This is a genomic window from Chryseobacterium indologenes, assembly GCF_018362995.1.
GTDB lineage: Bacteria > Bacteroidota > Bacteroidia > Flavobacteriales > Weeksellaceae > Chryseobacterium > Chryseobacterium indologenes_G.
The window spans coordinates 951,647-977,490 of record NZ_CP074372.1 but is presented as its reverse complement, the minus strand read 5'-3'; the positions used below and the strand labels follow the sequence as shown (position 1 = coordinate 977,490).

The 25,844-nt window shown below is 36.9% G+C and carries 32 protein-coding genes; 10 read left to right on the top strand and 22 right to left on the bottom strand.

Features of this window, described 5'->3' with window-relative positions; all coding sequences use genetic code 11:
* Nucleotides 1–15 precede the first annotated feature (15 nt).
* The 4 genes from DYR29_RS04410 (at nucleotide 16) to DYR29_RS04395 (ending at nucleotide 1,793) form a co-directional block, all read left to right on the top strand.
* Nucleotides 16–606 (top strand): TetR/AcrR family transcriptional regulator, encoded by a 591-nt coding sequence (locus tag DYR29_RS04410; RefSeq protein ID WP_213279465.1) that lies wholly within the window; start codon nucleotides 16–18, stop codon nucleotides 604–606.
* Between the two features lie 70 nt (nucleotides 607–676).
* On the top strand, nucleotides 677–1,135 hold the full coding sequence (locus DYR29_RS04405) for a hypothetical protein (RefSeq protein ID WP_213279464.1): 459 nt from the start codon (nucleotides 677–679) through the stop codon (nucleotides 1,133–1,135).
* Nucleotides 1,136–1,137: 2 nt separating this feature from the next.
* Nucleotides 1,138–1,440, top strand: a complete 303-nt coding sequence (locus DYR29_RS04400; protein ID WP_047422960.1) for a DUF3817 domain-containing protein — start codon at nucleotides 1,138–1,140, stop codon at nucleotides 1,438–1,440.
* Nucleotides 1,441–1,475: 35 nt separating this feature from the next.
* The gene (locus DYR29_RS04395) at nucleotides 1,476–1,793 is read left to right on the top strand and encodes a rhodanese-like domain-containing protein (RefSeq protein ID WP_249413611.1); all 318 of its coding nucleotides are present in this window, start codon (nucleotides 1,476–1,478) and stop codon (nucleotides 1,791–1,793) included.
* 43 nt (nucleotides 1,794–1,836) lie between these two features.
* On the opposite strand, the gene DYR29_RS04390 is transcribed toward DYR29_RS04395, so the two are convergent.
* Together DYR29_RS04390 and DYR29_RS04385 are read right to left on the bottom strand one after the other, a co-directional pair.
* Nucleotides 1,837–2,790, bottom strand: a complete 954-nt coding sequence (locus DYR29_RS04390) for a nitrilase family protein (RefSeq protein WP_213279462.1) — start codon at nucleotides 2,788–2,790, stop codon at nucleotides 1,837–1,839.
* A gap of 64 nt (nucleotides 2,791–2,854) precedes the next feature.
* On the bottom strand, nucleotides 2,855–3,598 hold the full coding sequence (locus DYR29_RS04385; protein WP_213279461.1) for a helix-turn-helix domain-containing protein: 744 nt from the start codon (nucleotides 3,596–3,598) through the stop codon (nucleotides 2,855–2,857).
* A gap of 291 nt (nucleotides 3,599–3,889) precedes the next feature.
* Between DYR29_RS04385 and DYR29_RS04380 the strand changes: the two genes are divergently transcribed.
* Complete coding sequence (locus DYR29_RS04380; RefSeq protein ID WP_047422956.1) at nucleotides 3,890–4,396, top strand: pyridoxamine 5'-phosphate oxidase family protein; 507 nt, start codon at nucleotides 3,890–3,892, stop codon at nucleotides 4,394–4,396.
* A 248-nt stretch (nucleotides 4,397–4,644) separates the two neighbouring features.
* On the opposite strand, the gene DYR29_RS04375 is transcribed toward DYR29_RS04380, so the two are convergent.
* The 3 genes from DYR29_RS04375 to DYR29_RS04365 form a co-directional block, all read right to left on the bottom strand.
* Nucleotides 4,645–4,878 carry a thioredoxin family protein gene (locus DYR29_RS04375; protein ID WP_213279460.1) on the bottom strand — a complete coding sequence of 78 codons (234 nt, stop codon included), beginning with the start codon at nucleotides 4,876–4,878 and terminating at the stop codon, nucleotides 4,645–4,647.
* A 9-nt stretch (nucleotides 4,879–4,887) separates the two neighbouring features.
* Nucleotides 4,888–5,772 carry a dihydrodipicolinate synthase family protein gene (locus tag DYR29_RS04370; RefSeq protein WP_213279459.1) on the bottom strand — a complete coding sequence of 295 codons (885 nt, stop codon included), beginning with the start codon at nucleotides 5,770–5,772 and terminating at the stop codon, nucleotides 4,888–4,890.
* Between the two features lie 153 nt (nucleotides 5,773–5,925).
* Nucleotides 5,926–6,381, bottom strand: a complete 456-nt coding sequence (locus DYR29_RS04365) for a cupin domain-containing protein (RefSeq protein WP_034698222.1) — start codon at nucleotides 6,379–6,381, stop codon at nucleotides 5,926–5,928.
* Nucleotides 6,382–6,482: 101 nt separating this feature from the next.
* Between DYR29_RS04365 and DYR29_RS04360 the strand changes: the two genes are divergently transcribed.
* On the top strand, nucleotides 6,483–7,913 hold the full coding sequence (locus DYR29_RS04360) for a PLP-dependent aminotransferase family protein (protein ID WP_213279458.1): 1,431 nt from the start codon (nucleotides 6,483–6,485) through the stop codon (nucleotides 7,911–7,913).
* Nucleotides 7,914–7,981: 68 nt separating this feature from the next.
* On the opposite strand, the gene DYR29_RS04355 is transcribed toward DYR29_RS04360, so the two are convergent.
* The gene (locus DYR29_RS04355; protein ID WP_213279457.1) at nucleotides 7,982–9,118 is read right to left on the bottom strand and encodes an Atu1372/SO_1960 family protein; all 1,137 of its coding nucleotides are present in this window, start codon (nucleotides 9,116–9,118) and stop codon (nucleotides 7,982–7,984) included.
* Between the two features lie 129 nt (nucleotides 9,119–9,247).
* On the opposite strand from DYR29_RS04355, the gene DYR29_RS04350 reads away from it, so the two are divergent.
* On the top strand, nucleotides 9,248–10,042 hold the full coding sequence (locus DYR29_RS04350; protein ID WP_213279456.1) for an AraC family transcriptional regulator: 795 nt from the start codon (nucleotides 9,248–9,250) through the stop codon (nucleotides 10,040–10,042).
* Between the two features lie 41 nt (nucleotides 10,043–10,083).
* Here the strand turns inward: DYR29_RS04350 and DYR29_RS04345 are convergent, their stop codons facing one another.
* The 10 genes from DYR29_RS04345 to DYR29_RS04300 form a co-directional block, all read right to left on the bottom strand.
* Nucleotides 10,084–10,416 carry a Rieske 2Fe-2S domain-containing protein gene (locus DYR29_RS04345; RefSeq protein WP_213279455.1) on the bottom strand — a complete coding sequence of 111 codons (333 nt, stop codon included), beginning with the start codon at nucleotides 10,414–10,416 and terminating at the stop codon, nucleotides 10,084–10,086.
* Nucleotides 10,417–10,493: 77 nt separating this feature from the next.
* Nucleotides 10,494–11,612, bottom strand: a complete 1,119-nt coding sequence (locus DYR29_RS04340) for an NAD(P)/FAD-dependent oxidoreductase (RefSeq protein WP_213279454.1) — start codon at nucleotides 11,610–11,612, stop codon at nucleotides 10,494–10,496.
* 217 nt (nucleotides 11,613–11,829) lie between these two features.
* Nucleotides 11,830–12,576 carry an SDR family oxidoreductase gene (locus DYR29_RS04335; RefSeq protein WP_213279453.1) on the bottom strand — a complete coding sequence of 249 codons (747 nt, stop codon included), beginning with the start codon at nucleotides 12,574–12,576 and terminating at the stop codon, nucleotides 11,830–11,832.
* Between the two features lie 48 nt (nucleotides 12,577–12,624).
* A complete protein-coding gene (locus DYR29_RS04330; protein WP_213279452.1) occupies nucleotides 12,625–13,125 on the bottom strand; it encodes a CinA family protein in 501 nt (166 codons plus the stop codon).
* A 119-nt stretch (nucleotides 13,126–13,244) separates the two neighbouring features.
* Nucleotides 13,245–13,439 (bottom strand): hypothetical protein, encoded by a 195-nt coding sequence (locus tag DYR29_RS04325; RefSeq protein WP_213279451.1) that lies wholly within the window; start codon nucleotides 13,437–13,439, stop codon nucleotides 13,245–13,247.
* Nucleotides 13,440–13,494: 55 nt separating this feature from the next.
* Entirely contained in the window at nucleotides 13,495–13,872 is a 378-nt protein-coding gene (locus DYR29_RS04320) for a hypothetical protein (RefSeq protein ID WP_213279450.1), read from the bottom strand.
* 14 nt (nucleotides 13,873–13,886) lie between these two features.
* Entirely contained in the window at nucleotides 13,887–14,189 is a 303-nt protein-coding gene (locus DYR29_RS04315; RefSeq protein WP_213279449.1) for a hypothetical protein, read from the bottom strand.
* A 65-nt stretch (nucleotides 14,190–14,254) separates the two neighbouring features.
* On the bottom strand, nucleotides 14,255–14,842 hold the full coding sequence (locus DYR29_RS04310; protein WP_213279448.1) for a ferritin-like domain-containing protein: 588 nt from the start codon (nucleotides 14,840–14,842) through the stop codon (nucleotides 14,255–14,257).
* A gap of 768 nt (nucleotides 14,843–15,610) precedes the next feature.
* A complete protein-coding gene (locus DYR29_RS04305; RefSeq protein ID WP_249413610.1) occupies nucleotides 15,611–16,207 on the bottom strand; it encodes a Crp/Fnr family transcriptional regulator in 597 nt (198 codons plus the stop codon).
* A gap of 297 nt (nucleotides 16,208–16,504) precedes the next feature.
* Complete coding sequence (locus tag DYR29_RS04300; RefSeq protein WP_213279447.1) at nucleotides 16,505–17,389, bottom strand: DMT family transporter; 885 nt, start codon at nucleotides 17,387–17,389, stop codon at nucleotides 16,505–16,507.
* A gap of 96 nt (nucleotides 17,390–17,485) precedes the next feature.
* On the opposite strand from DYR29_RS04300, the gene DYR29_RS04295 reads away from it, so the two are divergent.
* The gene (locus DYR29_RS04295) at nucleotides 17,486–18,907 is read left to right on the top strand and encodes a PLP-dependent aminotransferase family protein (protein ID WP_213279446.1); all 1,422 of its coding nucleotides are present in this window, start codon (nucleotides 17,486–17,488) and stop codon (nucleotides 18,905–18,907) included.
* Nucleotides 18,908–19,038: 131 nt separating this feature from the next.
* On the opposite strand, the gene DYR29_RS04290 is transcribed toward DYR29_RS04295, so the two are convergent.
* From DYR29_RS04290 to DYR29_RS04270, 5 genes are all read right to left on the bottom strand, one after another.
* Entirely contained in the window at nucleotides 19,039–19,635 is a 597-nt protein-coding gene (locus DYR29_RS04290; RefSeq protein ID WP_047374905.1) for a Crp/Fnr family transcriptional regulator, read from the bottom strand.
* Nucleotides 19,632–20,012 carry a bacillithiol system redox-active protein YtxJ gene (ytxJ, locus tag DYR29_RS04285; protein WP_213279445.1) on the bottom strand — a complete coding sequence of 127 codons (381 nt, stop codon included), beginning with the start codon at nucleotides 20,010–20,012 and terminating at the stop codon, nucleotides 19,632–19,634. The genes DYR29_RS04290 and ytxJ overlap by 4 nt, the downstream gene beginning before the upstream one ends.
* Nucleotides 20,009–20,374 (bottom strand): DUF1569 domain-containing protein, encoded by a 366-nt coding sequence (locus tag DYR29_RS04280; RefSeq protein WP_249413609.1) that lies wholly within the window; start codon nucleotides 20,372–20,374, stop codon nucleotides 20,009–20,011. Before DYR29_RS04280 ends, ytxJ begins: the two co-directional genes overlap by 4 nt.
* Before the next feature lie 89 nt (nucleotides 20,375–20,463).
* On the bottom strand, nucleotides 20,464–21,000 hold the full coding sequence (locus tag DYR29_RS04275; protein WP_142716889.1) for a YfiT family bacillithiol transferase: 537 nt from the start codon (nucleotides 20,998–21,000) through the stop codon (nucleotides 20,464–20,466).
* 216 nt (nucleotides 21,001–21,216) lie between these two features.
* Entirely contained in the window at nucleotides 21,217–22,359 is a 1,143-nt protein-coding gene (locus DYR29_RS04270) for a DEAD/DEAH box helicase (RefSeq protein ID WP_213279443.1), read from the bottom strand.
* 249 nt (nucleotides 22,360–22,608) lie between these two features.
* On the opposite strand from DYR29_RS04270, the gene pncA reads away from it, so the two are divergent.
* Nucleotides 22,609–23,214 (top strand): bifunctional nicotinamidase/pyrazinamidase, encoded by a 606-nt coding sequence (gene pncA / locus DYR29_RS04265; protein WP_047374914.1) that lies wholly within the window; start codon nucleotides 22,609–22,611, stop codon nucleotides 23,212–23,214.
* A gap of 183 nt (nucleotides 23,215–23,397) precedes the next feature.
* On the opposite strand, the gene DYR29_RS04260 is transcribed toward pncA, so the two are convergent.
* The gene (locus DYR29_RS04260; RefSeq protein WP_249413608.1) at nucleotides 23,398–24,576 is read right to left on the bottom strand and encodes a pseudouridine synthase; all 1,179 of its coding nucleotides are present in this window, start codon (nucleotides 24,574–24,576) and stop codon (nucleotides 23,398–23,400) included.
* 101 nt (nucleotides 24,577–24,677) lie between these two features.
* Between DYR29_RS04260 and aroB the strand changes: the two genes are divergently transcribed.
* Nucleotides 24,678–25,724, top strand: coding sequence for a 3-dehydroquinate synthase (gene aroB / locus DYR29_RS04255; protein WP_213279442.1), 1,047 nt, complete (start codon nucleotides 24,678–24,680; stop codon nucleotides 25,722–25,724).
* The last annotated feature ends 120 nt before the right edge of the window (nucleotides 25,725–25,844 follow it).

Here is a 25,844-nt window from a genome sequence, read left to right as displayed (position 1 = left end):
TAGTACTTATTTTTAATGAAGAAATCAGAAGCAACCCGTCTTACTATTCTCCAGAAAGCGTTCGAACTGATCTATGTGAAAGGTTTCCAGACCACAAGCATTGATGAGATTATTGCAACGACTCAGGTAACCAAGGGTGCTTTTTATTATCATTTTAAAACCAAAGATGAAATGGGTCTGGCTATTATCAATGAACTGATGAAGCCCAATTTTAGACGCAATTTTATCGAATCTCTTCAGAATAACAACAATCCATTAGACAATATTTATGATATCATCTACAATCTTCTGATGGAAACTGACTTTTTAAAAGTTGAATACGGCTGCCCTACTTCCAATTTTGTACAGCAAATGGCACCCTGGCATACTGCCTTTACCCAGGCTTTGCATGAACTTTCAAAAGAATGGGAAAATGTTTTCTCAGAAAGTATTGAAAAGGGTAAGGAAGCAGGAATCATTAAGAAAGATGTCAATGCCAGAGAAGTAAGCATTTTTGTTATTTCCGGGTATTGGGGTGTCAGAAATCTTGGAAAAGTTGAAAATTCCAAAGAGGTTTATCTTGTTTATTTAAAGGGACTTAAATCTTATTTCAATACTCTTCAATAATTTTTTTGATTAAAAACATACTAATTAGTATGTTTTTATTATACCTTTGCTGTGTTCAAAAAAATAAACAATGTATCAAACCCTGACTTTTTTACATTCACAGACCCGATGGCTGGTTTTAATAAGCTTGATATACGCTATTTTCCGTTCTTATAAAGGATATTCCTCAGACAGAAAATTTACCGGAACAGATAACTCTGTAAGACATTGGACAGCTACCATAGCTCATGTACAATTAATTATCGGGATGATATTCTATTTCAAAAGTCCGGTGATCCAATATTTCTGGAAAAATTTTAATGAGGCCAAAGAATCTTTTGAACACCTCTTTTTCGGGTTGATTCATATTTCACTGATGATTACAGCTGTTGTAGTGATCACTATCGGTTCCGCTTTAGCCAAAAGAAAGCTTTCAGATAAAGACAAATTCAAAACTATGGGCATCTGGTATTCTATCGCACTGATTATTATTTTCATTGCTGTTCCATGGCCTTTTTCTCCTTTAGCAAACAGACCTTATTTCAGATAATTATGATGGATTTATTCAAAACAAAAATCGGCCGGCTAAGAATTCTGGCTATTTTGGAAGGCATTTCATTATTAAGTTTAGTGTGTATTGCCGTTCCGATGAAATACTGGATGGGAAACCCTTTATTTGTAAGATTAATAGGCCCCGTTCATGGAACTTTATTCCTGCTTTTTCTGTTTAATACGCTGAGCATTGGTGTAGAACAGAACTGGAAATTTAAAGAGATTACATGGAAAGTGATTCTTGCCTGTTTTATTCCTTTTGGAACATTTTATATTGACAAAAAAATTCTGAGTAAACTATGAAAAGTGTTCTTATAATCTGCGGAATAGCTTTTATAATGTATATTGTATATAGGGTTTACCGGTTTCAGACCTTAGATAACGGATTGCCTGAACTGATCAAAAAAGGAGCAGTGATTCTTGATGTAAGAACTGAAAAAGAATATGAAACGGGGCATATAGAAGGTTCGGTTAATATTTCATTAGGAACAATCAGAGAGCGGTATGTAGAATTGGATCCGGCAAAAACATATATCACCGTATGCTCGCATGGACTTCGCAGTGTAAAAGCAGAAAATATCCTGAAAGAAAAAGGTTTCAAAAATATTTACAATGGCGGTGCATGGAGCGATCTTCAACAAACAATTAATCCATAAGAAAATAAACCCTCGCGACAGAGTCTGAAGAGGGTTTATATTTTTAAACCGTTTTATCATCCAGCCATACCACTTTTTGTTCAGATGAATGCTCCTGTCCTATGATATTCCTGTACAACTCAGGTCTTCTTGCCTTAATGTACCTGTATCCTCCTGACTGGCTGAGCTTTTTAGAAGTAATAACCGCAGATTCAAAACTGTCTTCCCATGACCGGCATTCTGCAATGACGTCTCCAAATGGATCTATAATCATGGAACATCCGTTTTTCAACTGATCATCATCCATACCGACAGGATTTGAAAAAACAATATAAGCCCCGTTATCATAAGCTCTTGACGGAAGCCATTTCATCAGCCAGTCTCTGCCTTTCATTCCATTAAATTCTAAACGTAAAGATGTAGGATCAGCTATCCTGTTCTCCCAAAGCTTAGGATCTACAAAACCTGCTCCAGGCCTTGTAGAAGGGGTACACATCGTAACATGAGGCATAAAAATGATTTCTGCACCAAGAAGTCTTGTAGCTCTGACGTTTTCAATGATATTATTGTCATAGCAGATAAGAATACCACACTTCCAGCCCATGATATCAAATACACAATATTCATTACCGGGTGTAAGATGGGGATTGATAAAAGGATGTAATTTTCTGTATTTAGCCTTCAGTCCCGTTTTATCAACACATACATAGGCTTTGAAAAGATGATCATGTTCATCCTTTTCAAATAGCCCGGCTAATATGGTGATGTCATTCTGCGCTGCAATTTCTTGTAGTTTCTGAATACTCTCCCCTTCCGGAATACGTTCTGCCATATCAAGAAGCTGTTCCCTGGAAAGTTTCCGGGCAAAAGTATACCCTGTAATGGAGCATTCATGGAAAGCAATGACATGAGACCCCTGGGAAGCAGCCTGGCTGGCCAGTTTTTCTATGACCGACAGATTATACGCCTTATCTCCACTCTTATTTTCAAATTGTGCCGTTGAAATTTTAATATCCATTGTTTTTTTAAGCAAAACTAGATGACTCTGCTTATCAAAAATTGTATAAAACCGACATGCTTGTTTACAGCTGAATGAAATTGACAGCCATTTTATTTTCTGTCTTCAAATACTGTTTTGGAGTAAGCCCGATATTGTTTTTAAATTCCCTGATAAGATGGGACTGGTCATAAAAACCTGCTTCATAAGAAAGAGTTGTCATATTTTTATCATCAAACCTTTTATTAATAAGGCTTAAAAAGTAATGAAGACGGATAATATTTCCATATTTTTTAGGTGATATTCCCATATGAAATTCAAATTTTCTTTCCAGATGACGTTCAGAATATCCTGTGAGTTTTTCTAAGTTTTTGGAGGATACAGCTCCTTTATTTTGAAGAATATATTGCTGTGTGGCCGCTATAATATGATGATCCATGTTTATTTTTTCAGATAAAAATTCGGTAAAAAAGACATTCAGATCATTGATAATAGTCAGAGGATTGGCTTTCTTAAAAAGTTTTTCCTGAAATACTTCCAGTTTATCTTTTAAAACATCTTCCACAGAAACAATCTGATTTCTAACCTCTTTAGCGGACGTTTTTAAAAGGATATTTAAAAAATAAGGCTGGAATACAATAGCAATCAAAGAAAATTTCCCTTTAGAGAAGAAATCTTTATAGCTATTTAGAGTTCCATAAAAAAAAGAAAGCGGCATCCGATCCTCAGAAATACCAGAATAAAGATTCATATCTCCGGAAAGAATAAGCCCGGAACTGCCATCTGTAAACAGCCTTAAACTCCTTATATTCTCTTCAGTATTTTCCAAAAAGATATAATGCCTTATAAAAGGGGCCAAATGTTCAGGCGGTGAGATCTGCATGTACCAAATGTACATAAAACTTATTGGCAGAAAAAGAAAACTGTTTTAATAATCAACTTTATCGAAGATAAAATTCTTGCTCCTTTTATACTATAAAAAAATATCCTGCATCTTTTCGATTTCCAGTAAATGCGATCAGTTTTTGAAAAGAAATCTATTCCAGGTACCACATTTTATTGCCTTTTGGTCAGGTATTTGAATAATTTAGTTTACACCAATCATTTAAAATATTATATTATGTCAACACAGAATCTTAGCCATCTCGAGGCGATCAAAAAAATCAAGGAACTTTCAGAAAGTGCAAGAATATGTATGTTCTGTACAGAATTGGAAACTGTTCCTGTCAATTCAAGGCCTATGACTCTTCAGGAAACGGATGATAGTGGAAATCTCTGGTTTATCAGCAGCGGAACCAGTAACAAGAATTTTGAAATCAAAGAAGACAGAAGAGTACAGTTGTTTTTCATGAATAACAGCGATTCCCAATATCTTTCGGTGTACGGAGAAGCTTCTGTTTATAAGGATAAGGCTACCATTGAAGAAAAATGGTCTCCTTTAGCGAAAGCCTGGTTCGATGGAAAAGACGATCCTAATGTTACCATTATCCGTGTAGAGCCTAAGGAAACGTATTATTGGGATACCAAAGCTGGAAAACTTGTCAGCCTGTTTAGCTTTGTCGCTTCTGCAATCACAGGAATTAAAACTAATAATTCTGACGGTGTAGAAGGAAATGCAACCATTTAGAAAATTCTGAACAGGTAATAAATTCTCTCAAAGGTTTTACAGATAAATGTTATGAGGGAGAAAACAAAAAACGAGGCTGTTTCAGAAAGTCAAATAATTGGCTTTTGTCATTGACTACGTCGAATCTTCGATTTCTGACGAAGGAAGAATCTTACTAGTAACTAAATACACGAGATTCTTCACTACACTTCATTTCGTTCAGAATGACACTTCTAAGACAGCCTCGTTTATACAACAAGATTAATATTCTATTTTTTCACATCTTCCATAGATGCTCCAAAATTGATATGAAGTACGTTTCCGTTGGGTGTCACTAAAGCAGGTACAGACTTTACGCCTGCCTTTTCGGCCTCTTCAATTCTGTTTTTGTCATTTCCTAAGTGAATAATTTCAACATTTCCCGAATCTATAAGGCTGATAATATCATGTTCTGCACTGATACATACAGGACATCCTGCGTGATAAAAAATGGATTTTTTCATAAGATTGTATTAATTAACAAGGGTTTTAATAATATTTTTTAATTCTTCAGTTTCTTTTTCCTTGAGAGGTTTTAAAGGACTTCTCAAATTTCCGCCATCTTCCCCCAGAATTGTCAGCCCTGATTTTACTGCTCTTGGCAATCCTTTATTGACAATAAATTTTAAAAGATCGAACTGTTGGTAGAAAATAGCTTTTGCTTTTTCAAGATTTCCTTCTTCAACTGCATTATAAAGGCTGATGGTGAGTTCAGGAATAAGATTCGGGGCAGCGGTACACCAGCCTCTTGCTCCGGCAGAGAACGCAGCCAATGCCAAAGGATTAGAACCATTATAGAATGCCACTTCTTCGCCCAATTCTCTTCTCAAAAAGTGCATTCTCTGAACATCTCCTGTACTTTCTTTGATCATGGTTACATTAGGAATTTCCAGGAGTCTTTTCAACAAGGCCGGTGACATGTCTACTCCACTTGTTGCCGGATTATTATAGGCCATAATCGGAATAGAAATCTTCCGTGCTACCGCATCATAATGCGTTACAATTTCATCATCTGTAAGTTTCCAATAACTCATCGGGATAATCATAACCGCATCAGCACCTGCTTTTTCTGCAAACTGAGCGTGATGAATAGTTTTCTCCGTTGTAAGATTGGAAACCCCAACAAGCGTTGGAATTCTTCCTTTTACCTGCTGTAAAGTAGCTTCCGTTACTTCTTCTTTTTCTTCATCAGATAAGTAAGGCATTACCCCGGTACTTCCCAACGGAGCAATTCCATGGCTTCCGGAAATAACCAGTCTTTCTACCAGATGTTTGAAAAGAGGAATATTTACTTTTTCATTTTCATCAAAAGGTGTTATGGGATAGGCAATAATCCCTTTAAATGGAACATTTTTCATGTTTTACTGATTTAAATTTAAAATAATTTTAAACCATTAAGAAAACTTAAGTTGTTAAGAATATTAAGTAAGCTTCGCATGGAAAGGGAAAATCATATCCGTATCAATATCATTTAACAATGAAAAATATCTTAATGGTTTAAATCTCTGATATTAAAGGTCCCTGCCTTCTTCTTCTCTCAAAGCAACCCCCAGATTCTGCAGCTGAGGAGCATTTTCGCAGGCGATATACTTGGCGGGTTCAGTATCGCTGAGATTCTGATGCTTGTGCCACGCCCATGAAGGAATATATACGGCATCTCCTGCTTCCCAGTGCACTCTTTCATCTTCTACTTCTGTCCAGCCTTTCCCTTCGATCACAAATAATACGGTTTCGTAGGTATGGCGATGTCTGTTGGTTTGCTGTCCGGGAGTAAGTCCGCCAATCGTCATACTGACATTTTTACTTGGAAGATCTACAAAGAAAACGGGATGTTTCCTTTCTGTTGAAAACTGGTTGTGTTCTCCTGCATTTTCAACATTTTTATGAATCAAATGGCTTGGTTTTACATACTTGGGTCTTGCAAAAGTTTCGTGGAAATCTTTAGAACTGAATTGTTTCTTGTCCATGATTTTAAAATTATTATGGTTTTGTGCTTTATTGCATGACAAAATTATTTTATATTTGGACCATTCAAATGATTCAGTTTTTATATAAATAGATAGTCCAGATGTTACGCCCTTGGAAATTAGAATTGGAAATTGATAAAAAGCTTGACAAAGCTGTTTATCTACAGATTGCAGATACCATTATCAGTGATATCCGCTCAGGAAGATTAAAAGCCGGAGATGCACTTCCCGGAAGTCGGAATCTTGCACAAACCCTGAAAATCAACAGAAATACTGTAGTAGAAGCTTATCAGGTGCTGATCAATGAAGAATGGGTGATTTCGAGAGAAAGGAAAGGCATTTTTGTATCCGAAAGACTGCCTGTTTTGCATGAAAGAAATGCTGAAATAATCCATAACTCTCACCATCAACCCGGAAAAACAGGTGCTATTTTAATTAATTTTGATGATGGTCATCCCGACAGTAAGATTGCCCCTGTAACGGAACTGGCAAGGGCATACAGACAGATTTTCAGCATTAAGGCGAAGTGGCAGATGATGGGTTACGGAGATGAACATGGTGACAGGGAATTCCGCAAAATGATTTCTCAAATGCTTAATCACCAGCGCGGAATGCATATTCATGAAGATGAAATTTCTATTACAAGAGGCAGCCAGATGGGAATGTTTCTGACCGCTCAGACTCTTTTTACTTCCGGTGATGCTGTTATTGTAGAAGATCCGGGATATCAGCCTGCGTGGCAGGTTTTTGAGTATGCGGGAGCACAACTTTTGCCTGCACCTGTAGACCATGAAGGAATCAGTATCGAAGCCATTGAAAAGCTTTTAGCAAGACATCAGAATGTAAAAGCAATATACATTACCCCTCACAGACAATATCCTACTACTGTTACTCTGAGTTTATCCAGAAGATTAAGATTAATAGAATTGTCAAACCAATACAATATCACGATCATTGAAGATGATTATGATAATGAGTTTCATTTCGGGTACCGCCCTATCCTGCCAATTTCAAGCTTTCCGGAGCTTCAGAATTATGTTTATATCGGAACTTTGAGTAAGGTGGTTGCACCTGCTTTGAGAATTGGCTATCTCGCCACTGCCAATCAGGAATTATTGAAAAAAATAGGAGATCTGAGAAAGATTATTGATGTTCACGGAGATGTCATTATGGAACAGGCCGTTCTTCAGCTGATAAAAGAAGGAGCTGTAAAGAAACACATCAGAAAAGCAACCGTTCATTACAAACATAAAAGAGATTTTGTTTTTGAGCTGCTGAAAAAGCATATGAATGGGATTGCAGATTTTACGCTGCCTGAGGGCGGACTTGCTTTTTGGATTGTGCCTAAAGTAAAATTAGATTGGGATGCTGTAACTGCTCAGTTATTGGAAAAAAATATAAAAATCATTCCCCCGAAACAGTACAGTCAGCATCATGTAAATGGGTTCAGATTGAGCTATGGAGCACTTTCTGAAGAACAACTGGAACAAAGTATACCTGTTATTTCAGAAGTTTTTGCTCAGTTTTTTTAATATTTGAATAGTATAAAATGAAAAAATCTGTGGTCAAATAGTAACCACAGATTTTATTTTTTTGAAATCTATTCTACTTCAAAAACCGCCTGGATTTCAACAGAAGAATTCACCGGAATTGACGAGGCTCCAAAAGTTGCTCTCGCATGCTTTCCTTTGTCTCCGAAAACTTCAACAGCCAGGTCTGAAGCAACATTCATCAAGTCTGCATGTTTTGTATAATCATCTTTTGTATTGAAAATTCCTGTAAGCTGCACACATTGTTTTACTCTGCTCAAATCTCCTCCTACCGCTTCATTCAAAACAGAAATAACATTCAGCATGGTCACTTTTGTAGCGTCTTTTACCTGTTGTTCATTCACTTCAACACCTAATTTTCCAGGATTGAGAATTTTCCCGTCTTTCAAAGCAACCTGATTAATAAATACAAGATTTCCTGAACGTACAAACGGCTGATAGTTTCCTGCGGGTTTAGGAACCTGAGGAAGCAGAATATTTTTCTGTTTCAGTATTTCATTGAAGTTCTGATGATTTTCAACGATAGGTGTACTTTTTTTCGGGCGGGTATCTTTCAGCGCCAATGCAATTTTTGCAAAGTTTTTCCCCTGAAGCTCAGCAATATTTCTTTCTCCCTTGGTAGGTCTTTCAACATCTTTTAAAGAAGCCATACTTGTTACTCCTAAAACACTATTTCCCTGCGGAATAGCTTTGTTTAGCTCTTCTGTTCCACGAATTCCGTTGGGTATCAATACCATCCCGTGTACGGCAAGGCTGTTCCAGAATGCCTGAAGGGCAAGTTCCTTTCCTGCCCCGCTTCCTGCTGACATAAAAACAGTAGCCGGAACTCCTTCCAAAGCGTGACTGGTCCAAAGCTGAACGGTTTTGGATAAAAATTCACTCATTCCTGTACTGATATTCCCGAAATAAACCGGTGAGCCAAAAGCAATTCCATCATAGTTTGTGAGTTCATCTGCTGTTGCTACAGGCAGATTTTTCAGATTGGGATGTTGGGAAGGTTTGACTAATTTGATATAAGGAACCGCATAATTTTCGCTTTCAATGCCCTTGGCCACCTCTTTGGCCAGTTCGTAGGTTCCACCATTATCAGAATGGATAAGAACCAGTATTTTAGCTTTATTTTGTGCCATGATATTGGTGATATTAGATAATAAAATTAAAATAAAAAAAAGACATAATTTTTTCATTCAGAATAAGATATAAGTTAATATTTTTTGTTGACACCATTGATTTTTAATGTCTGTTATCTTTGATTATACAAAATTACTATTGTCGTTTTTATTAAATTTGCCAAAATATATATACAAAACGACAACATGAAATGTGGACTGATTGAAAAAACGGAAAGCCAGTTTGTAGATTCCATCGAAAAAGAAGCCTATGTATGGTGTGAGAAAAACTGGAAACATGACGAGTATGAACACCAGCATAACCGTGCCCAGCTTACGTTTGTGGAAGAAGGATATCAATATTTCCATATCGATAGGAAAATCTACCTTGTCCCACAACATCATGTCATTTGGATTCCGTCAGAAAAAGCCCATAAAATAACTTCCGAAGCACAAACGGTGAATCTAATGGTATTTCTATTTAAAACCGTTTTTGATGATGAATTTTACCAGAATGTACAGGTATTTGCCGTTCCTCCTGTTCTAAAGGAGATGCTTTTGTATGCTTCAAAATGGAACCAATCATTGGATGAAAATGAAGAACAGGATATTTTCTTTAAAGCGATATTAAAGAGCCTTCCTAATTTCTGCAAAGAAAGCAGCGGCCTGGAAATTCCTGTTCCTACAGATATCAGACTGATTCCTGTATGTAATGATATCAATACTCATTTTAAGTATAATCTGGATATAGATTCGTTAGCTGAAAAAGCCCAAATGTCTGTGAGAAGCCTTCAGAGAATTTTTAAAAATGAAACGGGAATTACCCTGCAAAAATACCTGCAGCTAACAAGAATTTTAAAAAGCATAGAACTGATAGACACCAGACAGTACACCTTGAGCGAAGTTGCTTATAAGGTAGGATATCAAAGTCTTTCGGCATTCACCTCATCCTACTACGCAATCATGCAAGTAAAACCCAAACTCAATAAAAATCAGGGGTAAAAGAACAAGAGAAGCTAAAGACAAAGTTCAAGGTTCAAGGTTTAGGAATCACGTTTTTGGTAAGAAAATACTTTCTGCAGGCTCTTTGTGGTTGGTCCGGTAAGAATTTTTCCGTTGACATTGAAACGAGATCCATGGCATGGACAGTCCCAGCTCAGCTCAGCACTGTTCCACCGGACTTCACAACCTGCATGCGGACAGGTACTTTTCAACAGATGTAAAGTGCCGTCATTTTCTTTATAAAGTGCATAGGATTCTGATTCGTAACGGATCACTTTTGCCTCTCCTTCTCCTACTTCTGAAAAAGAGTCAATTTTTTCGGTTACAATCTTATCTTTTATAAAATCAAAAGCTACTGCTGCTGCTTCTTTCACAAAATCTGAGAATCCGGCAACGGGTTTGATTCTTGAAGGATTGAATAAGTCACCGTATTTACTTTTCCCGGTAACAATCAGATCATGCAGAATCTGTGAGGAAAGGTCCCGAATATCATTCCGTTACCCCGGAAGCCTGTTGCAGCAAATATTCTTTGTTTAGCTCCCGGAAGCTTTCCTATATACGGCAGACCGTCCACAGGTTCATAGTATTGACTGGACCAGGTGTAATATACTGTTTCTACCTCAAAATATTTTCTTACATAGTTTTCAAGTCTTGAAAAACATACTCCTGTATCATCTGCATGCCCTGTTTTGTGATCTTCACCCCCGGCAATCAATAAATTCTCCCCATTGAGGCTCTGAATTCTGTAATAATGATAAGGTTCACAGAGATCATAACCAAGTTCCCAGGGATATTTATCATTTTTCATTGTAAATGCCATGGCATAGCTTCTGTAAGGAGCATTGGTAAAGTGAAGAAGGTTGACACCGGGAGGAATATGGGTGGCATATACTACATTTTTTGCTTTTATCTCCCCTTTTGAAGTTTTTAAAATTACATAATCTTCCCTCTCATCATGATCTTCACAGAGACAGTTTTCCTGAATAGATCCACCGAGATTTATAAAAGCATCACAAAGTCCTTTGATGTATTTTATGGGATGAAAATGCCCCTGCCCCGGAATAAGCACTGCTTCTTTGAATGGGATCGGAAAAGGGATTTCGTTCACATAGCTCATCTCATGGCCTACATTGGCCGCTCCTTCCACGATGTCTTTCAAACGGTCCTCCTGTTTTTCGTCCAACGCAAAAAGATAGGCTGACTTCCGTGTAAAATCACAGCTGATCTTGTATTGATGGATATTATCTTCAATAATTTTAATAGCATCAGCTCCGGATTCTGCATAGAGTTTGGCATTATCCAAACCAAAATCACTGATAACCTGATTAAAAGTGGTATCAAAGAAATCATTTAAATGGGCTGTTGTGCCTCCTGTAGTACCAAATCCTATATTGGCTGCTTCAAGAATAATACATCGCAGTCCGGATTCCTGAAGCTTCAGCGCTGTTGAAACTCCGGTAATTCCACCACCTACTATGGCAACATCAAATAGTTGGTTGAGATCAGTTTCTGTAGAAAATTTTCTGACCTCTTCCTGCCATATACTTTTTCTTGCTCCGTCTCTGTACATAACCAGAATATTTTGTTGTTAAACTTATCTGATACTCAGGGTATCGCTTTCGGGAAGACCTGTTTTACCAGCATTGGCCGGGTTATTCTTGGGGTCTCTTTTTTTTATTTTCATCTTCGTCAATATTGCATCTGCAGGAAGCAAAAGCAAATAGGCTTAGAACTCCCAAAATAAGTGCTGTAGTTTTCATATTCTAAATTTTGCCGGGTTTATTATTTTAGCCGTTTACAATCAGTCCTCCGTTAGGATGAAGCACCTGCCCCGTAATTTGTGAGGCTTCAGTACCTGCCAGAAACAGAAAGCTGAAGGCTATTTCTTCCGGAGTAGCATTTCTCTCCAGAGGTGGTTTGTTGGGATTTTCTTCTTCTTCATCAAATGTTTCTTCAGTGAGCGGAGTCGCAACAGGTCCGGGAGCAACGGCATTGATCCGGATTCCTTTTGGTTTTGCCTGCAATGCCAATGAACGGGTAAAAGAAACAATAGCGCCTTTTGTAGCGGAATAATCAATCAGTTCAGGATGTCCCTGATAGGCAGAAACTGAGGTGGTATTGATGACAGAGTCTCCTTCTTTTAAATAAGGAAACACAACTTTCGTTAATAAAATCATCCCTACGATATTAGAATCAAAGGTCTGCCTGATATTTTTTTCTTCAAGTTTTTCAATACTTTCTGCGGGAAACTGAACACCTGCATTATTGATGAGAATATCAATTTTTCCGAATGCTGAAATAACATCTTTCACAGTTTTTTCACAAAATTCATAATCATTGATATCCCCTTGAAAGATGATGCATTTTCTATTCAGGTTTTCGATTTCTTCTTTTGTTTTTTCAGCATCATTATCACTTGAATGATATATAATTGCTATATCTGCTCCCTCCAAGGCAAAAAGAAGGGCTACAGCTTTGCCGATTCCGCTGTCTGCTCCTGTAATCAAAACAGATTTGTTTTCTAGTTTTCCCATTTCATAAGCCTTTTATTCTTTCTCTGTAGGTTTCTGTATTTCTTCTATTTATTTTAGGATTAAAAGCCTGTTAAGTTCACTTTTAAAACACCCTAAAATGAATTCCGTATAATAGAGCTGGGCATTCAGGGCTTGTGTTTTGGGATGCAGTTCAAGTTTTTTAGTCAGAATGATCTCTCCTTTATATGAAAATGAAAAATATGCAAAAATTTTATAGCCGGAATTCCGGATGGGTGTGCAGTAGCCAGTTGTAGCAATAGACCAGTCGGATTCGTAAAGTCTGGCAACGTTTAATGCCATGGTTTCTGCAATATTTTCTGAAACACAGTCACATTCTTCCGCTTCCTCTCGGTTGACTATTAATAATCTTACTTTTTCCGGTAAAGAATAGGTTGTCATGCCTCCTTTGTAAAACATTGAAGCATTGGGCATCTGTGAAAAAGCCAGCTGAAGGCATCCTGAAGTGACACTTTCAGCAATTGAAATGGTCTCATCTGTAGTCATCAGGGACTGACTTATATATTCTAAGAGATTTTGTTGAAAATTCATAATATTAATATTTTGAATGAGGTTTAAAATGAATTGGGAAAAACGAAAAAAAGAGGTTTAAAAAGCTGCTGAATGAATACAGCAGCTTAACATTAATATTTAAATTGGTGTGAAAGGTGCTATGATGATGTGTTTCTCTCTATTTCAAGATCCCAGACTCTGTGTTTGGCAATAACATTAATAAATTTATCTGCAGGATTTTCATCTTCCCATGTAATGATTCCGGGATCATCATGCTGTTTGGCTGATACATTGGAATTATGGTAAAGAGCCTGTGTATCTGTTCTGCTTTTTTTGTGCTCGTTGGTTTTCATATTCATAATCTTTTTGTGGTTGGTGTATTTTCAAAGCAGTTAATATTACGCGGAATTAATCTGCCTTTTTCTCCAGAACTTCCAAAAGCCTGTTGATATATTCTTCTTCCTTCAGCACTTTATAGTAAGCCGTTTTAGCATACAAAGTAAAATCCGGGGATTCAAATCTTATTTCAGCATCCATATCAGTAGTTTCTGTGCTGTTTTTAGTATGAAACTCACGGATATGAAGGATATATTCTTCTATGTAAGCATCTATTACTCTTTTCAAAACCTCACATTGAGCATTATTTTTAATCTTTTCCAATGATTTGATCAGAAAAGCAGTCACTCCGTAAGAATTGATAATAAGAGGAAATAAAGATTCATTCTCTATCGCGTTATTTTTATCGTTCAGTCCGGAATGTTGTAAAGTGTCGTTTTCAAATATCATGTTCAAAAAGGGTATTAGTTATGGGAAGCTTTTAAATATTGCTCAAAATAGTGGAGGTCGTTTTTATCCTTGATGGACAGATAAAACATGATCTGTTCCGGCTCTTTTAATCCGATACTGTTGAAACAGTCAAAGTGAGCGATTAATGCCTGTATATTTTCAATATCAATATCTTTAAGGATAATGAATAAGAGAAAGATATTTTCCTTGATTTCTTTGGCATAGATCGCTGCCCCGTCCTCAAAACATTCCCCTGCATGAGGTATTTTTATAAAATCTCTGTTTCTCAGCGTTTTTATTATTTTCTGACCGTCCATATATATTTTGATTTCATGGTTAAAATAAGCCATGTAGAACAAGCTGCATGGCTTATTACGTTGTTTTAATCTTCCTGCTCTGCATCAAAATTGATGGATGTTTCTGCAATATCTGTAAGATGCGAATCGGTTTCTTCTTCTTCCTGAAGCGTTCTTTCAAGAAGGTCTGCCGCTTTATCATGTCCCATCGTAATTGCAAGCTGTGCAAGTCCGCCAAAGGTTGCTATTTCGTAATGTTCCACTTTTTGTGCAGCAATAATCAATGCAGCATCTCTTGTTGCAGAGCCATCTTCAGTAGATTTGATGACTTCCTCACCTTCTTCAATGATTCCTTTTATAGCCTTACATTCTTTTTTTTCGGGCTTTTCGTCAATAAGTTTGAAAACCTTTTCCAGACGTTTTACATGCTTTTGGGTTTGAAGATGATGATCTTCAAAGGCATCTTTCAATTCTTCGGTGGTTGCAGCTTCCTGCATTTTTTCCAACGCATCAAGAATAGCATTTTCAGCATAATAAATATCTTTCAGGGCACTTACAAAGAATTTGTGAAGGGGTGCATTTTTCATTTCATCCTTGTTGATAGTCGTCTTATCTGCAGCTCCTTTTGGGGTGGCAGAAACTGAACTGTTGGTTTCTAATATTTTATTTGGCATGGTATGATTGATTTTGTAATTAAAGGGATTACCTCTTTATATAGGTCTAAAGAGGCAATCCAGGAAAAAGAATTATGAATTACGTCTGCCACCGAATCCGGAATAATCCGAAATTTTTCCGTGCTCAGTGGATGCTTGTTTTCTTCTGTTTGTTTGCTCCTCACAATTTTCTTGTGAGTGAAAATATCTTAGGTCGCAGTTTGCTGAATTTATAGTGTTCATAACTGTTTTTTATTGCTATTTAGTGATGTGTATTGCAGCCCGTGACTAATTTTAGACGGCAATTGGGGGTGTCGGTAATTTAAAATGATAATAAAAGCAAAATGCTTTTTTACGTTCCTTTTTACTAAGGTGTCAGGAATTGGATTGAAAACTTATATATCAAATGTACGTCAGAATAATTCACTTTTTTATGACCTGAGTCATGTTAATGCAGATTAATACAAAATTTTTCGGTCTTATAAAGTAATATGGCCTTCTTTCTCCATTTTCTAAGGTTCTGATGACAGTTTTTACACTCAGACCTGTAAAATTTCTGATCTGCTTGTCTTCTAAATGCTATATGTAAGCAGTGATGACAGTCTCAATCATGGTAGCTTTTAAGATAATCCAGTAATCCTCTCAGCCTTTGCATGGGGTTTTTGTGATACCTGTCTTCTGCACGAAAGGAGTACAGAAGACTTTGATCAATATTCATACAGCTTATTGTTTTCCTAAACTTATAAGATTTTAATTGAAAAATCACAAAATCGTACACTTGAAATGATTCTAATATAAGATTTTGCGATTTTCAATTCTTAGGATCTTATCCCTTTCCATATGTTTGATGGTCCTTATAGCGGTTTCCACACAAAGACCGGTAAGACTTGCCATCTGCTGCCTCGTTAAAGGGATCAAAAAAGAATAAGGAGTTATATCCTTTTGAAAACTCTTAAGATAATCCATCAATCCCCGAAGCCGTATAGACGGATTTTGAGATGAGAGATTCTGCATCATGATAAATTTATAGTAAAGACGCTGAGAAAGAAAACTGCTAACTTCCATGCATAATTCCGGATTCTGGTTCAGCAGATCAAGAAAGATGGATTTATGAAGTCTTAAAACAGTACATTCTGTAATGACTTCGGCATTCATAGGATAAGGCTTATCTACGAAAAGTATAGATTCACCACAGCTTTCGCCGTCGGATAAAATATTTTGGATAAATTCTTTCCCTTCCTCATTATAATTATTAAGTTTCACTTCTCCTTTAATAATCTGGTAATAATAGTTGGGGATATCTCCTTCAAAGAATATTGTTTCTGAAGGGCTATAGTGTCTCGTTTCTGCTCCCGCTGAAATCAAAATATTTTCGTCGATTACCATAATAGCTGTTTTTGAAATTGTTTTCTTCTTATTCTTAGTAAAAATATTATGGAACTTCTAAGTCGTATGCAAAAACCGAACCTTAATAATCAATAAAAAGGTTAAATAATGTTAATTTTTTTATTAATTTTCACTTCTTTTATTCTTATTCTGGTTACATTTAACAACAAATCCATTTTATATTTATTATTTCATAATCAAAAATTTGTTGCAACACTTTGATTATGAAAGCGAAAAGCCTCATTTCTATTTGAAATGAGACTTCCTATAGGCCTTTATATGGATTTTTAATTTAAATTATTTTGCAAATTTTTTAGTTCCAGCAACACATAAGATTACTCCTACCGTTACCCCCAGCATTCCCATGCTCACCTGCTCATGAAGAAGCCAGGCAGCCAATGCCAATCCAAAGAAAGGCTGAAGGAGCTGCAGTTGCCCAACCGTAGCAATACCACCCTGCGCCAATCCCTTATACCAGAATATAAAACCAATGAACATACTGAAAAGGGAAATGTAAGCCATTCCAAACCATCCCTGAAAACTCACATTTTGAATATCATCAGGAAAATAAATAAAAAATAAAGGAATCATAATAGGAAGTGCCAGTACCAATGCCCAGGAAATCACCTGCCAGCCCCCTAGTGTTTTGGATAGTTTGGCACCTTCAGCATAGCCCATACCGCATAAAATAACGGCAAGCAGCATCAGAATATCGCCAATGGGAGATGCTGATATCCCTTGAGAAATAGCATAGCCGATCACTAAAAGACTTCCAACAATAGAGAAAAGCCAAAATACAGGATGAGGCCTTTCACCACCACGCATGACTCCAAATACAGCAGTTGCCAACGGAAGCATTCCCAGAAATACAATAGAATGGGCCGAAGTAAGGTATTGAAGAGCCAATGCCGACAAAAGAGGAAAGCCTACCACACAACCAAGGGAAACCAAGAGCAAAGGAGTTAACTGCTCTTTAACGGGACGCTTTTCTTTACCCAGCCACAATACAATAAGAGCTAATATTCCCGCCACAGCTGCACGAACAATCGTTACAAAGGTAGGACTCATCTCCATTACCGCTAATTTGGTAGCAGGTAAACCACCGCTAAATAATACAACTCCTATAAAGCCGTTGATCCATCCGCTTATATTTTCATCTTTTGATATCTGTTTTGTTATCATTGTACTGAAGCTTTTAATTGATGGTTCAAAATTAGAAATGATAATTCGATAAACACAGTATCAGTTTTGTATATTTGCACGAGCACAGTTTAGAATATGAACAAAGAATTTTTATATACAGAAATTGCAGACGGTATTGCAGGCCAGATCAGAAACGGTATTTTAAAGGCCGGAGACAAGCTTCCTTCGGTAAGAATGCTATGCCAGGAACATCGGGTAAGTATGAATACAGCCAAGCGTGTCTTCCTGGAACTGGAATCCCAGTCTTTGGTAGAATCCAAGCCACAATCCGGTTATTTTGTAAGTCAGTTATTATCCGCAAAACTTCCTTTGCCGGAAGTGAGCCGTCCGTCATTGATCGCCAATAATGATGAACCGGATGAACTGATTAGCAAGGTATATGAAAATATGGGCAAGAAGGATATTACTTTTTTCTCTATCGGCATTCCGTCCGGAGATCTTCTTCCCCAGGCAAAACTCAAAAAAGAAATCGTAAATGCCATCAGAGAATTAAAAGATGGCGGCACAGAATATGAGGAGCTTCAGGGAAATCTGAAGCTAAGAAGAATGATTGCCATACGTTCTCTGCAATGGGGAGGAAATCTGAGCGAAAACGACCTGATTACAACGAATGGCGGAATGAATGCTCTATCATTCTGCTTAATGGCCTTAGGAAAACCAGGTGATACAATTGCTATTGAAAGCCCTTGCTATCCGGGAATTTTACAGCTGGCCAACGGATTGGGTTTAAAAGTACTGGAACTTCCTACGCATCCAACTATGGGAATAGAAATTGAAGCTTTAAAAAAAGTAATACCCAAAATAGACATCTGCCTGCTCATTCCCAACTTCAACTCACCCTTGGGAAGCTGTATGCCTGATGAAAATAAAAAGGAAATTGTAAAAATACTTTCTGAAAACAACATTCCGCTGATTGAAGATGACGTCTACGGAGATCTTTATTTCGGCTCTACCCGTCCGAAATGCTGTAAATCTTTTGATAAAGACGGGAATGTGCTGTATTGTAGTTCTATTTCAAAAACGTTGGCTCCGGGATACCGTGTAGGTTGGATTGCCCCGGGAAGGTATAAAGATAAAATCATGAAGCTTAAACTGCTGCATTCCACATCCTCTATTTCAATTGTGAATGAAGCTGTGGCCAATTTTCTGAAATCCGGCAAGTATGAAAAACATCTTCAGCAGCTTCGCAGAACATTGCAGAGCAATTATCAGAACTATGTTCAGACCATTGCAGAATCTTTCCCGGAAGGCACTAAGACCAGCCGTCCACAGGGAGGATTGTCTTTATGGGTAGAATTTGACAGGAAGATACGGACCACAGAGCTATACGATCTGGCCATCAAGCAAAACATAAGTATTGCTCCCGGAAGAATGTTCACTTTTCAGGACCAGTTTGAAAACTGTATGAGACTCTGTATAGGACTTCCCTGGTCAGAAGATACACAGGCAAAGCTCAGACAGGTTGGACAGCTTACCAAAAAGATTTATTTGAAGTAAGGAAGATAGAGGCTGGAAGATGGAAGTTACTATAGTTTAAGAATAGCTTAAGGATGTTTAAATAATAACGATCAGATTCTTTTTGTGTTTACCAGAACTTCAAGCTTCCCTCTCCCATCTCCCAGCCTTTTTTATTTATTATCCGGGACGAAATTTTTTCTTGCCAGTTCTTTTCTCACACGGCTAAGACTCTCAGGAGTGATTCCAAGGTAAGAAGCAATCATCCATTGCGGAACTCTAAGCAGTAAATCCGGATACATTTTAATGAATTTCATATATCTTTCTTCTGCAGTCTCACCAAGCAAAGAGTTGATTCTGTTTTGAAGGCTTCTGATGTGTTTCTGAAGCAGGAAATCACTTCTTTCAATACTGTTCGGAAACTGTTCCACCAATTTATTAAAGAAATCCGGATGCAGAAACAGAATTTCTGAATCTTCAACCGCTTCTATATAATAAATGGATTTTTCATTGAAATAAAGACTGCTCCGGTCGGAAATCAGCCAGCTTTCAGGGGCAAACTGTATAATATGTTCTTTCCCGTTTTTATCAATGGAATACATCTTCAACAGCCCTTTTTCTACAAAGAATATATGGCGGCATATTTCGCCGTACTGAAGAAGAAACTGATTTTTAGGAATTTTCTTTACTTCATAGTGCAGGCTGCAGGTGTTCACATTTTGGAGGGGAACATTTAAAACTTTGGCTAAATAATCATTTATATTCTTCATGATACAATCTGGCTTAAAGAGATATCCTGGTGTGAAGCATTGTTTATAGGCTTTCCGTTCTCTATTACAATCAGCTGTGGACTTTCATGTCTTATTTCAAAATCTGCGGCTATTTTATTGGAAACAGGTCTGTGGGCCAACAGATCAAGGTAGTATACATTGACCAGCTGATCTGAATTTTCAACTTCTTTTTCAAAGTTTTTCAGTACAGTTCTGCTGATAAAACAGCTTGTAGAATGTTTAAATATAGCAATCCTATTCTGAAAAGAGTCTTCTATAGCTTTTGTAAGGTCTTCTTCAGACTCTATTTTTTTCCAGAATGTTTTTTGGTCAGGGGTTTCGTTTTTTCCACCGAATATTTTATCAAAAAAACTCATACATTAAATTGTTTTAGATGGTGATCAAGATGTTTGTATTCTAAAAATGTCCAGTCTTTTTCAGTCATTTTACCGAATAAGCTGTGATGATCCGGCAGGCTGTTTTTTTCACAAGCTTCCCGGAATTCCTCCAGCGTTTTCAGAAGATTGGCTTTTGATTCATCAAAATCACACTCAAAATTAACGATTAGTTTTTGAAAAGTAGGCATGTTTCTGGGAATTCCATTATTGAAGACATACATTTCTGCTTTCGTGAGTATCCCTATGCTCTTATACACTACATTGATACGGGGAAGTTGCACTTTTTTCAAGGCTACCTGAAGAACCAGATCACAATGCTTTAGCATTTGACATACGTTCATTTTTCCCCATTTTCGAGGAGAATTTTCAGATAACATGGAAATCCGGTTTACAATTTCCTTATAATATATGGGGTTATTAAGATTCTTCCTTACCAACCTTTTTCTTTCTTCAGATTTTCAATATGGGCAAAATGATGATTACAGTGCCAGACATATAAAGCAAGGCTGTCTCTCAGATTATAATCTCTGTTATGCTCCGGATGATGAAAAGTTCTTTCAAACTGTTTATTCGTAAGGCTTTTAAGGAGTACAACCCATCTTTGGTGTGTTCCTTTCAGCATTCTCATAGCCGGTTTTACAGGCATATGGAAACTGTCCTGAAGCTCTGCCCACTTGGCTTCATCATAAGGTTTTATGGTAGGATTATCTTCAGTAAGAGCCAGCTTAAAACGTATAAAACTATTCATATGACTGTCAGAAAGATGGTTGACAAGCTGCCTCACAGTCCAGCCTCCTTCCCTGTAAGGAGTGTCCAATTGATCGTCCGTAAAATGTTCAATGAGATTTTTTAGCCTGCCGGGAAAGTCTTTGATCACTTTGATGTAAGTATCCAATGTGGTATCGCAGATGTTTTCCGGAACTTCAAACGGACCTATTGGAAACTTTTTATTTTCTAAATCACTCATTGCTCAAGGTTTTTAATTTGTAATGATTGCCGATTTGTCCGATTATTATAGGTAAGGACAATGTATCAATATCAGCTTGTGTAAATTTATCAAAAATTCAAGAAACTAAGGTGAATAAAGCATTAATTGTAGAGATAACAATTTTTGTGGTACCAATTGTTCACAAAAAAGGCTTCACGGATCAACTGAAGCCTTTTTATACATTATATTGAAGGATTAATAACCATGCAGATCTATACCTTCTGTTCTTTGCAGGGTTACTTTTTTCCCCATTTTCTTCTGGATTACTCTGAAATGCTGCAATTCATCATCTGTCAGAATACTGATTGCTGTTCCTTTTTCATTGGCACGCCCCGTTCTTCCGATACGGTGAATGTAATCTAAAGGAGAACGTGGTAATTCGTAATTGATGACACATGGTAATGACTCAATGTGAATTCCACGGCCAATAAGGTCTGTGGCTACCAAAATCTGAGCTCCGTTTACTTTGAACTCTTCCAGGTTATTTCTGCGAGCGCCCTGCGATTTCTGACTGTGGATAGCCACCGCTTTAATTTTATTCTTTTTAAGCTTTTCCACCAGATTGTCTGCAGACCTTGTAGATGAAACAAAGATCAAAGCCTTTTCCACTTTTTTCTCTTTAATTAAATAACGCAGAAATGGACCTTTGTTTTCCGGAGAAACATGATATGCCAGCTGTTCGATATTATCAATTTCAACTTCTTCTTTTTTAATTTCGATAATAGTGGGATTGATAGACAGGCGTTCTTTCATTTCAGAAACCTTATCATTCAAAGTCGCTGAAAACAAAGTCGTTTGTTTTACCACAGGCATCATTGCGAAAAGTTTATTCATTTCTTCACCAAAGCCCAGCTGAAACATTTTATCCGCTTCATCAATCACCAAATGCTGGATTCCTGAAATACTCAAAGCATTATGATCAATTAAGTCTAATAAACGTCCGGGAGTGGCAATAAGGACTTCTACTCCAAACATCCCCTTCATCTGCGGATTGATAGACACACCTCCATAAACAGCCATTGTACGAATTTCCCGCTTCAGATTTTCTGTAAAAGCTCTGAAAACTTCATCGATCTGAATAGCCAATTCACGGGTAGGAACCAATATTAAAACCTGAACATTACGGTCTTTTTTAACTTCCGAATTCTGTAATTTTTCTAAAATCGGCATGACAAAACAAGCCGTTTTTCCGGAACCTGTCTGTGCAATTCCCATCAGGTCTTTTCCCTGCAGAATAACAGGAACCGCCTGCTCCTGTATTGGAAATGGTTTCAAATAGCCCAGTTTGTTTACAGAACGAATAATATTGTGTGATAATCCTAACGATTCAAATGACATAAAAATACTTATTTACTGCAAAGATAAGCTATTGAGATTTAGTTTCAGATAAAAGGTCAGAAGCCTGAAGATGGAAGATGGAAGTAACGATAGGTATAAAGGAACAATGATACTCTCTCTTTCATCATTTTAAAAGAATTGTTATGTAAAGGCCGTTATTTTTTTTGCCGATTTGTCCGATAATTAGGGTTTGGACAAATTTTTGAAGATTAGTTTTGTAAATTTATCAAAAATTCGAGAAATCAAAATATGAAAAAAGCGTTAATAATAGTCGATGTACAGAATGATTTTTGTGAAGGCGGAGCACTAGCAGTCCCTGGATCCAACGAAATTATCCCGTATATCAATCTTCTGATGGAGGAAAATGCATATGATCAGGTGGTTCTTACACAGGACTGGCATCCTGCAGGCCACAAAAGTTTTGCAAGCAGTAATGGCAGACAGGTAGGAGAAAGTATTATTTTAAATGGTGTTCCACAGTTTATGTGGCCGGATCACTGTGTTCAGGGAACTTTCGGGGCAGAATTCCATAAAGATCTGAACAGAGACAAAGTAACCCACATTGTACAAAAAGGTAAAAATATTGAGATAGACAGCTACAGCGGTTTCCAGGATAATAATCATTTTATGAAAACCGGACTGGATGATTTCTTAAAATATCATGATATCCAATTGGTAGAAATCGTTGGATTGGCATTAGACTATTGTGTGAAATTCACTGCTCAGGATGCTGTAGCCAACGGATATGTAACATGCCTTCATTTCAACGGAACACGTGCTGTAAACGTAAAACCAGACAACGCCAGAGATGCCATCTACGAGATGATTGAAAAAGGAGTGACAGTTTTGGGATAATGTGGCAAATGATGAATTATAAATTATGAGTTATGAATTTTAGAGCTCATAACTTAATAAAAAAAGCGCAGAAAAGAATTCTGCGCTTTTTTTATTTTACACTTAAATGTACTTTTTAAAGAATGAAATAAGTTATAACCCTGAATCTGTAATTCATCATTTATAACTTATAATTTATCATTATTAAAGCATTTTAAGGTTGTTTACTTCCAGTTCTGTAAGGATTCTCCAGTGTCCTCTTTTGATATTCTTCTTCGTTAATCCTGCAAACATTACTCTGTCCAAAGCTTCCACTTCGTATCCTAATCTTTGGAATATTCTTCTGATAACACGGTTCCATCCGATATGAATCTCAATTCCGATCTCATTTTTAGGCTTTCCTTCAATGTACGAAATCTGGTCAACAACGGCTACTCCTTCATCTAAACGGATTCCTTCTGCGATAAGACGTAGATCTTCACCCGAAAGCTTTTTATCCAACGTTACATGATAAATCTTTTTAGCATCAAAAGATGGATGCGTCAATTTCTTGGTCATGTGTCCGTCATTGGTCAATAAAATAACCCCCGTTGTAGAACGGTCTAATCTTCCAACCGGGAAAACTCTGTAAGGAGAAGCATTAGCTACAAGATCCATTACTGTTTTTCTCGCTTTGTCATCTTTCGTTGTAGAAATATAACCTTTTGGCTTATTCAAAAGTACATACACCGGTTTTTCAGGAGTAATATTCTGTCCGTCAAAAACGACTCTGTCTGTTTTCTGTACCTGATAGCCCATTTCGTTAACTACTTTTCCGTTTACCTCTACCAATCCCTGGGTAATAAGATCATCCGCTTCTCTTCTGCTGCAAATCCCTGAATTGGCAATATACTTATTGAGACGGATAGTGTCTTTATGAACATCTTTGTCAATTTTGTTTAACCTTCTTTTTTGTACAAAAGATTTTGCTCTGTCATCTCTTTCATCTCCATTAGAGGGTCTTCTGCCATATTTCAGACTACCTCTTTCATACTTATCTCTTGTATCAAAGCTTTTTCCTCCTCTTTTTGGTTTTCCGAAAGATTTTCTCTCAAAACTCTCACTTTTATTCGTGATATATGGTTTTCTTTCAGATTTTGAACCCATATCTTCGTTGGAACCTTCAGAACTGTCTGCATTTCTCTTGAAAGGTTTTTTATCGAATTTTGAGTTAGTCCCTCTATGTTCCGGAGCTGTTCTGCCTCCGTCTTTAGAAAAAGGTTTTTTAAAAGGTTTTGATCCTGAAGAATTTCCAGATCTGGAAGCACGAGAATCATCAGAACTTTTCTTGGTTGAAATTCTTGGTCTCTTTGATCTGTCTGAATTATTATTATCTCTGCTCATTCTAAAAATTTCTGCAAAGATAGTAATTTAGTTACGAGTTAAAAATTAAGAATCATAACTTTGCACTATAGTTTACATTTTAACTTTACAAATATTAGAAGATGATAACAATATTAAACGATAATTTTTCTCAGCTTAATGAGTTTCTTCATGAAAAAACTTTCAGTAAAATTTTCATTCTTGTTGATGAAAATACTCATGAATACTGTCTTCCTATTCTTTTAGGAAATATGGAAACAGACCTTGGCTTTGAAATTTTAGAGATTGAAGCCGGAGAAGAAATGAAAAATATCCAGACTGCCAATCAGCTTTGGGAAATTCTTACGGAAATGCAGGCGGACAGAAAAGCATTGGTTATCAATCTTGGTGGCGGCGTGATTACTGACATGGGCGGATTTGTGGCATCTACTTACAAAAGAGGAATACAGTTCATCAATATCCCTACTACCCTTTTATCCATGTGTGATGCTTCCATAGGAGGAAAAACGGGTATTGATCTGATGCATTATAAAAATATGGTGGGAACTTTTGCTTTCCCGGAACAGATCTTTATTTTCCCTAAATTCCTTGAAACATTGCCATTTAAAGAATTGAGAAGTGGGTTCGCTGAAATGCTGAAACACGGATTAATAGCTGATAAAAATCATTGGGATCAGCTGATTCAGGTTCGTAAACTGGAGGTTGAGACAGTAATTCCACATATTCAGACTTCTATGAATATCAAGCAGGACGTTGTAGATAAAGATTTCCACGAACAGAATATCAGAAAAACATTGAACTTCGGGCATACAATAGGGCACGCTGTAGAAAGTTTATGCTTACAACAAGGAAATCCTATCCTTCACGGGGAGGCGGTTGCCATGGGAATGATTGCAGAAGCTCATCTGGCATATCTCGAAAATCTTATTTCTGAAACAGATGCAGATACGGTCATCGAAAATGTTCAGAGATACTATCCTTACCTTGATATCAGTGATTTTAAGGATGAAGATATCACTGCATTATTACTGAATGATAAAAAGAATACAGACAGTAAAATCAACTTTTCATTACTTTCTGGAATAGGTTCTTGTACCTATGACCATCAGTGCAGCCAGGAAAATATCCTTGAATCGCTGTCTTTTTATAGAAAATTGAATAATGCTTAACGTTTTTTTGGAAAGATAAACCTGGTTTGAAAGGTTATTTTTAACAAAATTGTCAATTTAGACCTCTTCTAAACAAATGTTTATTTAAATACGTAATAAACTGCAAATCAATTATATATT

What these genes read in the sequence shown, in the direction of transcription:
- DYR29_RS04330 (WP_213279452.1), bottom strand. Translation starts at nt 13,125, where the DNA reads ATGAATTTTCAACAAAATCTCTTAGAATATATAAGTCAGTCCCTGATG.
- DYR29_RS04275 (WP_142716889.1), bottom strand. Translation starts at nt 21,000, where the DNA reads ATGAGTGATTTAGAAAATAAAAAGTTTCCAATAGGTCCGTTTGAAGTT.
- DYR29_RS04270 (WP_213279443.1), bottom strand. Translation starts at nt 22,359, where the DNA reads ATGTCATTTGAATCGTTAGGATTATCACACAATATTATTCGTTCTGTA.
- DYR29_RS04335 (WP_213279453.1), bottom strand. Translation starts at nt 12,576, where the DNA reads ATGGGAAAACTAGAAAACAAATCTGTTTTGATTACAGGAGCAGACAGC.
- DYR29_RS04305 (WP_249413610.1), bottom strand. Translation starts at nt 16,207, where the DNA reads ATGGTAATCGACGAAAATATTTTGATTTCAGCGGGAGCAGAAACGAGA.
- DYR29_RS04405 (WP_213279464.1), top strand. Translation starts at nt 677, where the DNA reads ATGTATCAAACCCTGACTTTTTTACATTCACAGACCCGATGGCTGGTT.
- DYR29_RS04340 (WP_213279454.1), bottom strand. Translation starts at nt 11,612, where the DNA reads ATGTACAGAGACGGAGCAAGAAAAAGTATATGGCAGGAAGAGGTCAGA.
- DYR29_RS04295 (WP_213279446.1), top strand. Translation starts at nt 17,486, where the DNA reads ATGAACAAAGAATTTTTATATACAGAAATTGCAGACGGTATTGCAGGC.
- DYR29_RS04290 (WP_047374905.1), bottom strand. Translation starts at nt 19,635, where the DNA reads ATGAAGAATATAAATGATTATTTAGCCAAAGTTTTAAATGTTCCCCTC.
- pncA (WP_047374914.1), top strand. Translation starts at nt 22,609, where the DNA reads ATGAAAAAAGCGTTAATAATAGTCGATGTACAGAATGATTTTTGTGAA.
- DYR29_RS04320 (WP_213279450.1), bottom strand. Translation starts at nt 13,872, where the DNA reads ATGATATTTGAAAACGACACTTTACAACATTCCGGACTGAACGATAAA.
- DYR29_RS04280 (WP_249413609.1), bottom strand. Translation starts at nt 20,374, where the DNA reads ATGAACGTATGTCAAATGCTAAAGCATTGTGATCTGGTTCTTCAGGTA.
- ytxJ (WP_213279445.1), bottom strand. Translation starts at nt 20,012, where the DNA reads ATGAGTTTTTTTGATAAAATATTCGGTGGAAAAAACGAAACCCCTGAC.
- DYR29_RS04355 (WP_213279457.1), bottom strand. Translation starts at nt 9,118, where the DNA reads ATGAAAAAATTATGTCTTTTTTTTATTTTAATTTTATTATCTAATATC.
- DYR29_RS04260 (WP_249413608.1), bottom strand. Translation starts at nt 24,576, where the DNA reads ATGAGCAGAGATAATAATAATTCAGACAGATCAAAGAGACCAAGAATT.
- DYR29_RS04370 (WP_213279459.1), bottom strand. Translation starts at nt 5,772, where the DNA reads ATGAAAAATGTTCCATTTAAAGGGATTATTGCCTATCCCATAACACCT.
- DYR29_RS04315 (WP_213279449.1), bottom strand. Translation starts at nt 14,189, where the DNA reads ATGGACGGTCAGAAAATAATAAAAACGCTGAGAAACAGAGATTTTATA.
- DYR29_RS04390 (WP_213279462.1), bottom strand. Translation starts at nt 2,790, where the DNA reads ATGGATATTAAAATTTCAACGGCACAATTTGAAAATAAGAGTGGAGAT.
- DYR29_RS04350 (WP_213279456.1), top strand. Translation starts at nt 9,248, where the DNA reads ATGAAATGTGGACTGATTGAAAAAACGGAAAGCCAGTTTGTAGATTCC.
- DYR29_RS04325 (WP_213279451.1), bottom strand. Translation starts at nt 13,439, where the DNA reads ATGAAAACCAACGAGCACAAAAAAAGCAGAACAGATACACAGGCTCTT.
- DYR29_RS04375 (WP_213279460.1), bottom strand. Translation starts at nt 4,878, where the DNA reads ATGAAAAAATCCATTTTTTATCACGCAGGATGTCCTGTATGTATCAGT.
- DYR29_RS04300 (WP_213279447.1), bottom strand. Translation starts at nt 17,389, where the DNA reads ATGATAACAAAACAGATATCAAAAGATGAAAATATAAGCGGATGGATC.
- DYR29_RS04380 (WP_047422956.1), top strand. Translation starts at nt 3,890, where the DNA reads ATGTCAACACAGAATCTTAGCCATCTCGAGGCGATCAAAAAAATCAAG.
- DYR29_RS04365 (WP_034698222.1), bottom strand. Translation starts at nt 6,381, where the DNA reads ATGGACAAGAAACAATTCAGTTCTAAAGATTTCCACGAAACTTTTGCA.
- DYR29_RS04360 (WP_213279458.1), top strand. Translation starts at nt 6,483, where the DNA reads ATGTTACGCCCTTGGAAATTAGAATTGGAAATTGATAAAAAGCTTGAC.
- DYR29_RS04310 (WP_213279448.1), bottom strand. Translation starts at nt 14,842, where the DNA reads ATGCCAAATAAAATATTAGAAACCAACAGTTCAGTTTCTGCCACCCCA.
- DYR29_RS04410 (WP_213279465.1), top strand. Translation starts at nt 16, where the DNA reads ATGAAGAAATCAGAAGCAACCCGTCTTACTATTCTCCAGAAAGCGTTC.
- DYR29_RS04395 (WP_249413611.1), top strand. Translation starts at nt 1,476, where the DNA reads ATGTATATTGTATATAGGGTTTACCGGTTTCAGACCTTAGATAACGGA.
- DYR29_RS04400 (WP_047422960.1), top strand. Translation starts at nt 1,138, where the DNA reads ATGATGGATTTATTCAAAACAAAAATCGGCCGGCTAAGAATTCTGGCT.
- aroB (WP_213279442.1), top strand. Translation starts at nt 24,678, where the DNA reads ATGATAACAATATTAAACGATAATTTTTCTCAGCTTAATGAGTTTCTT.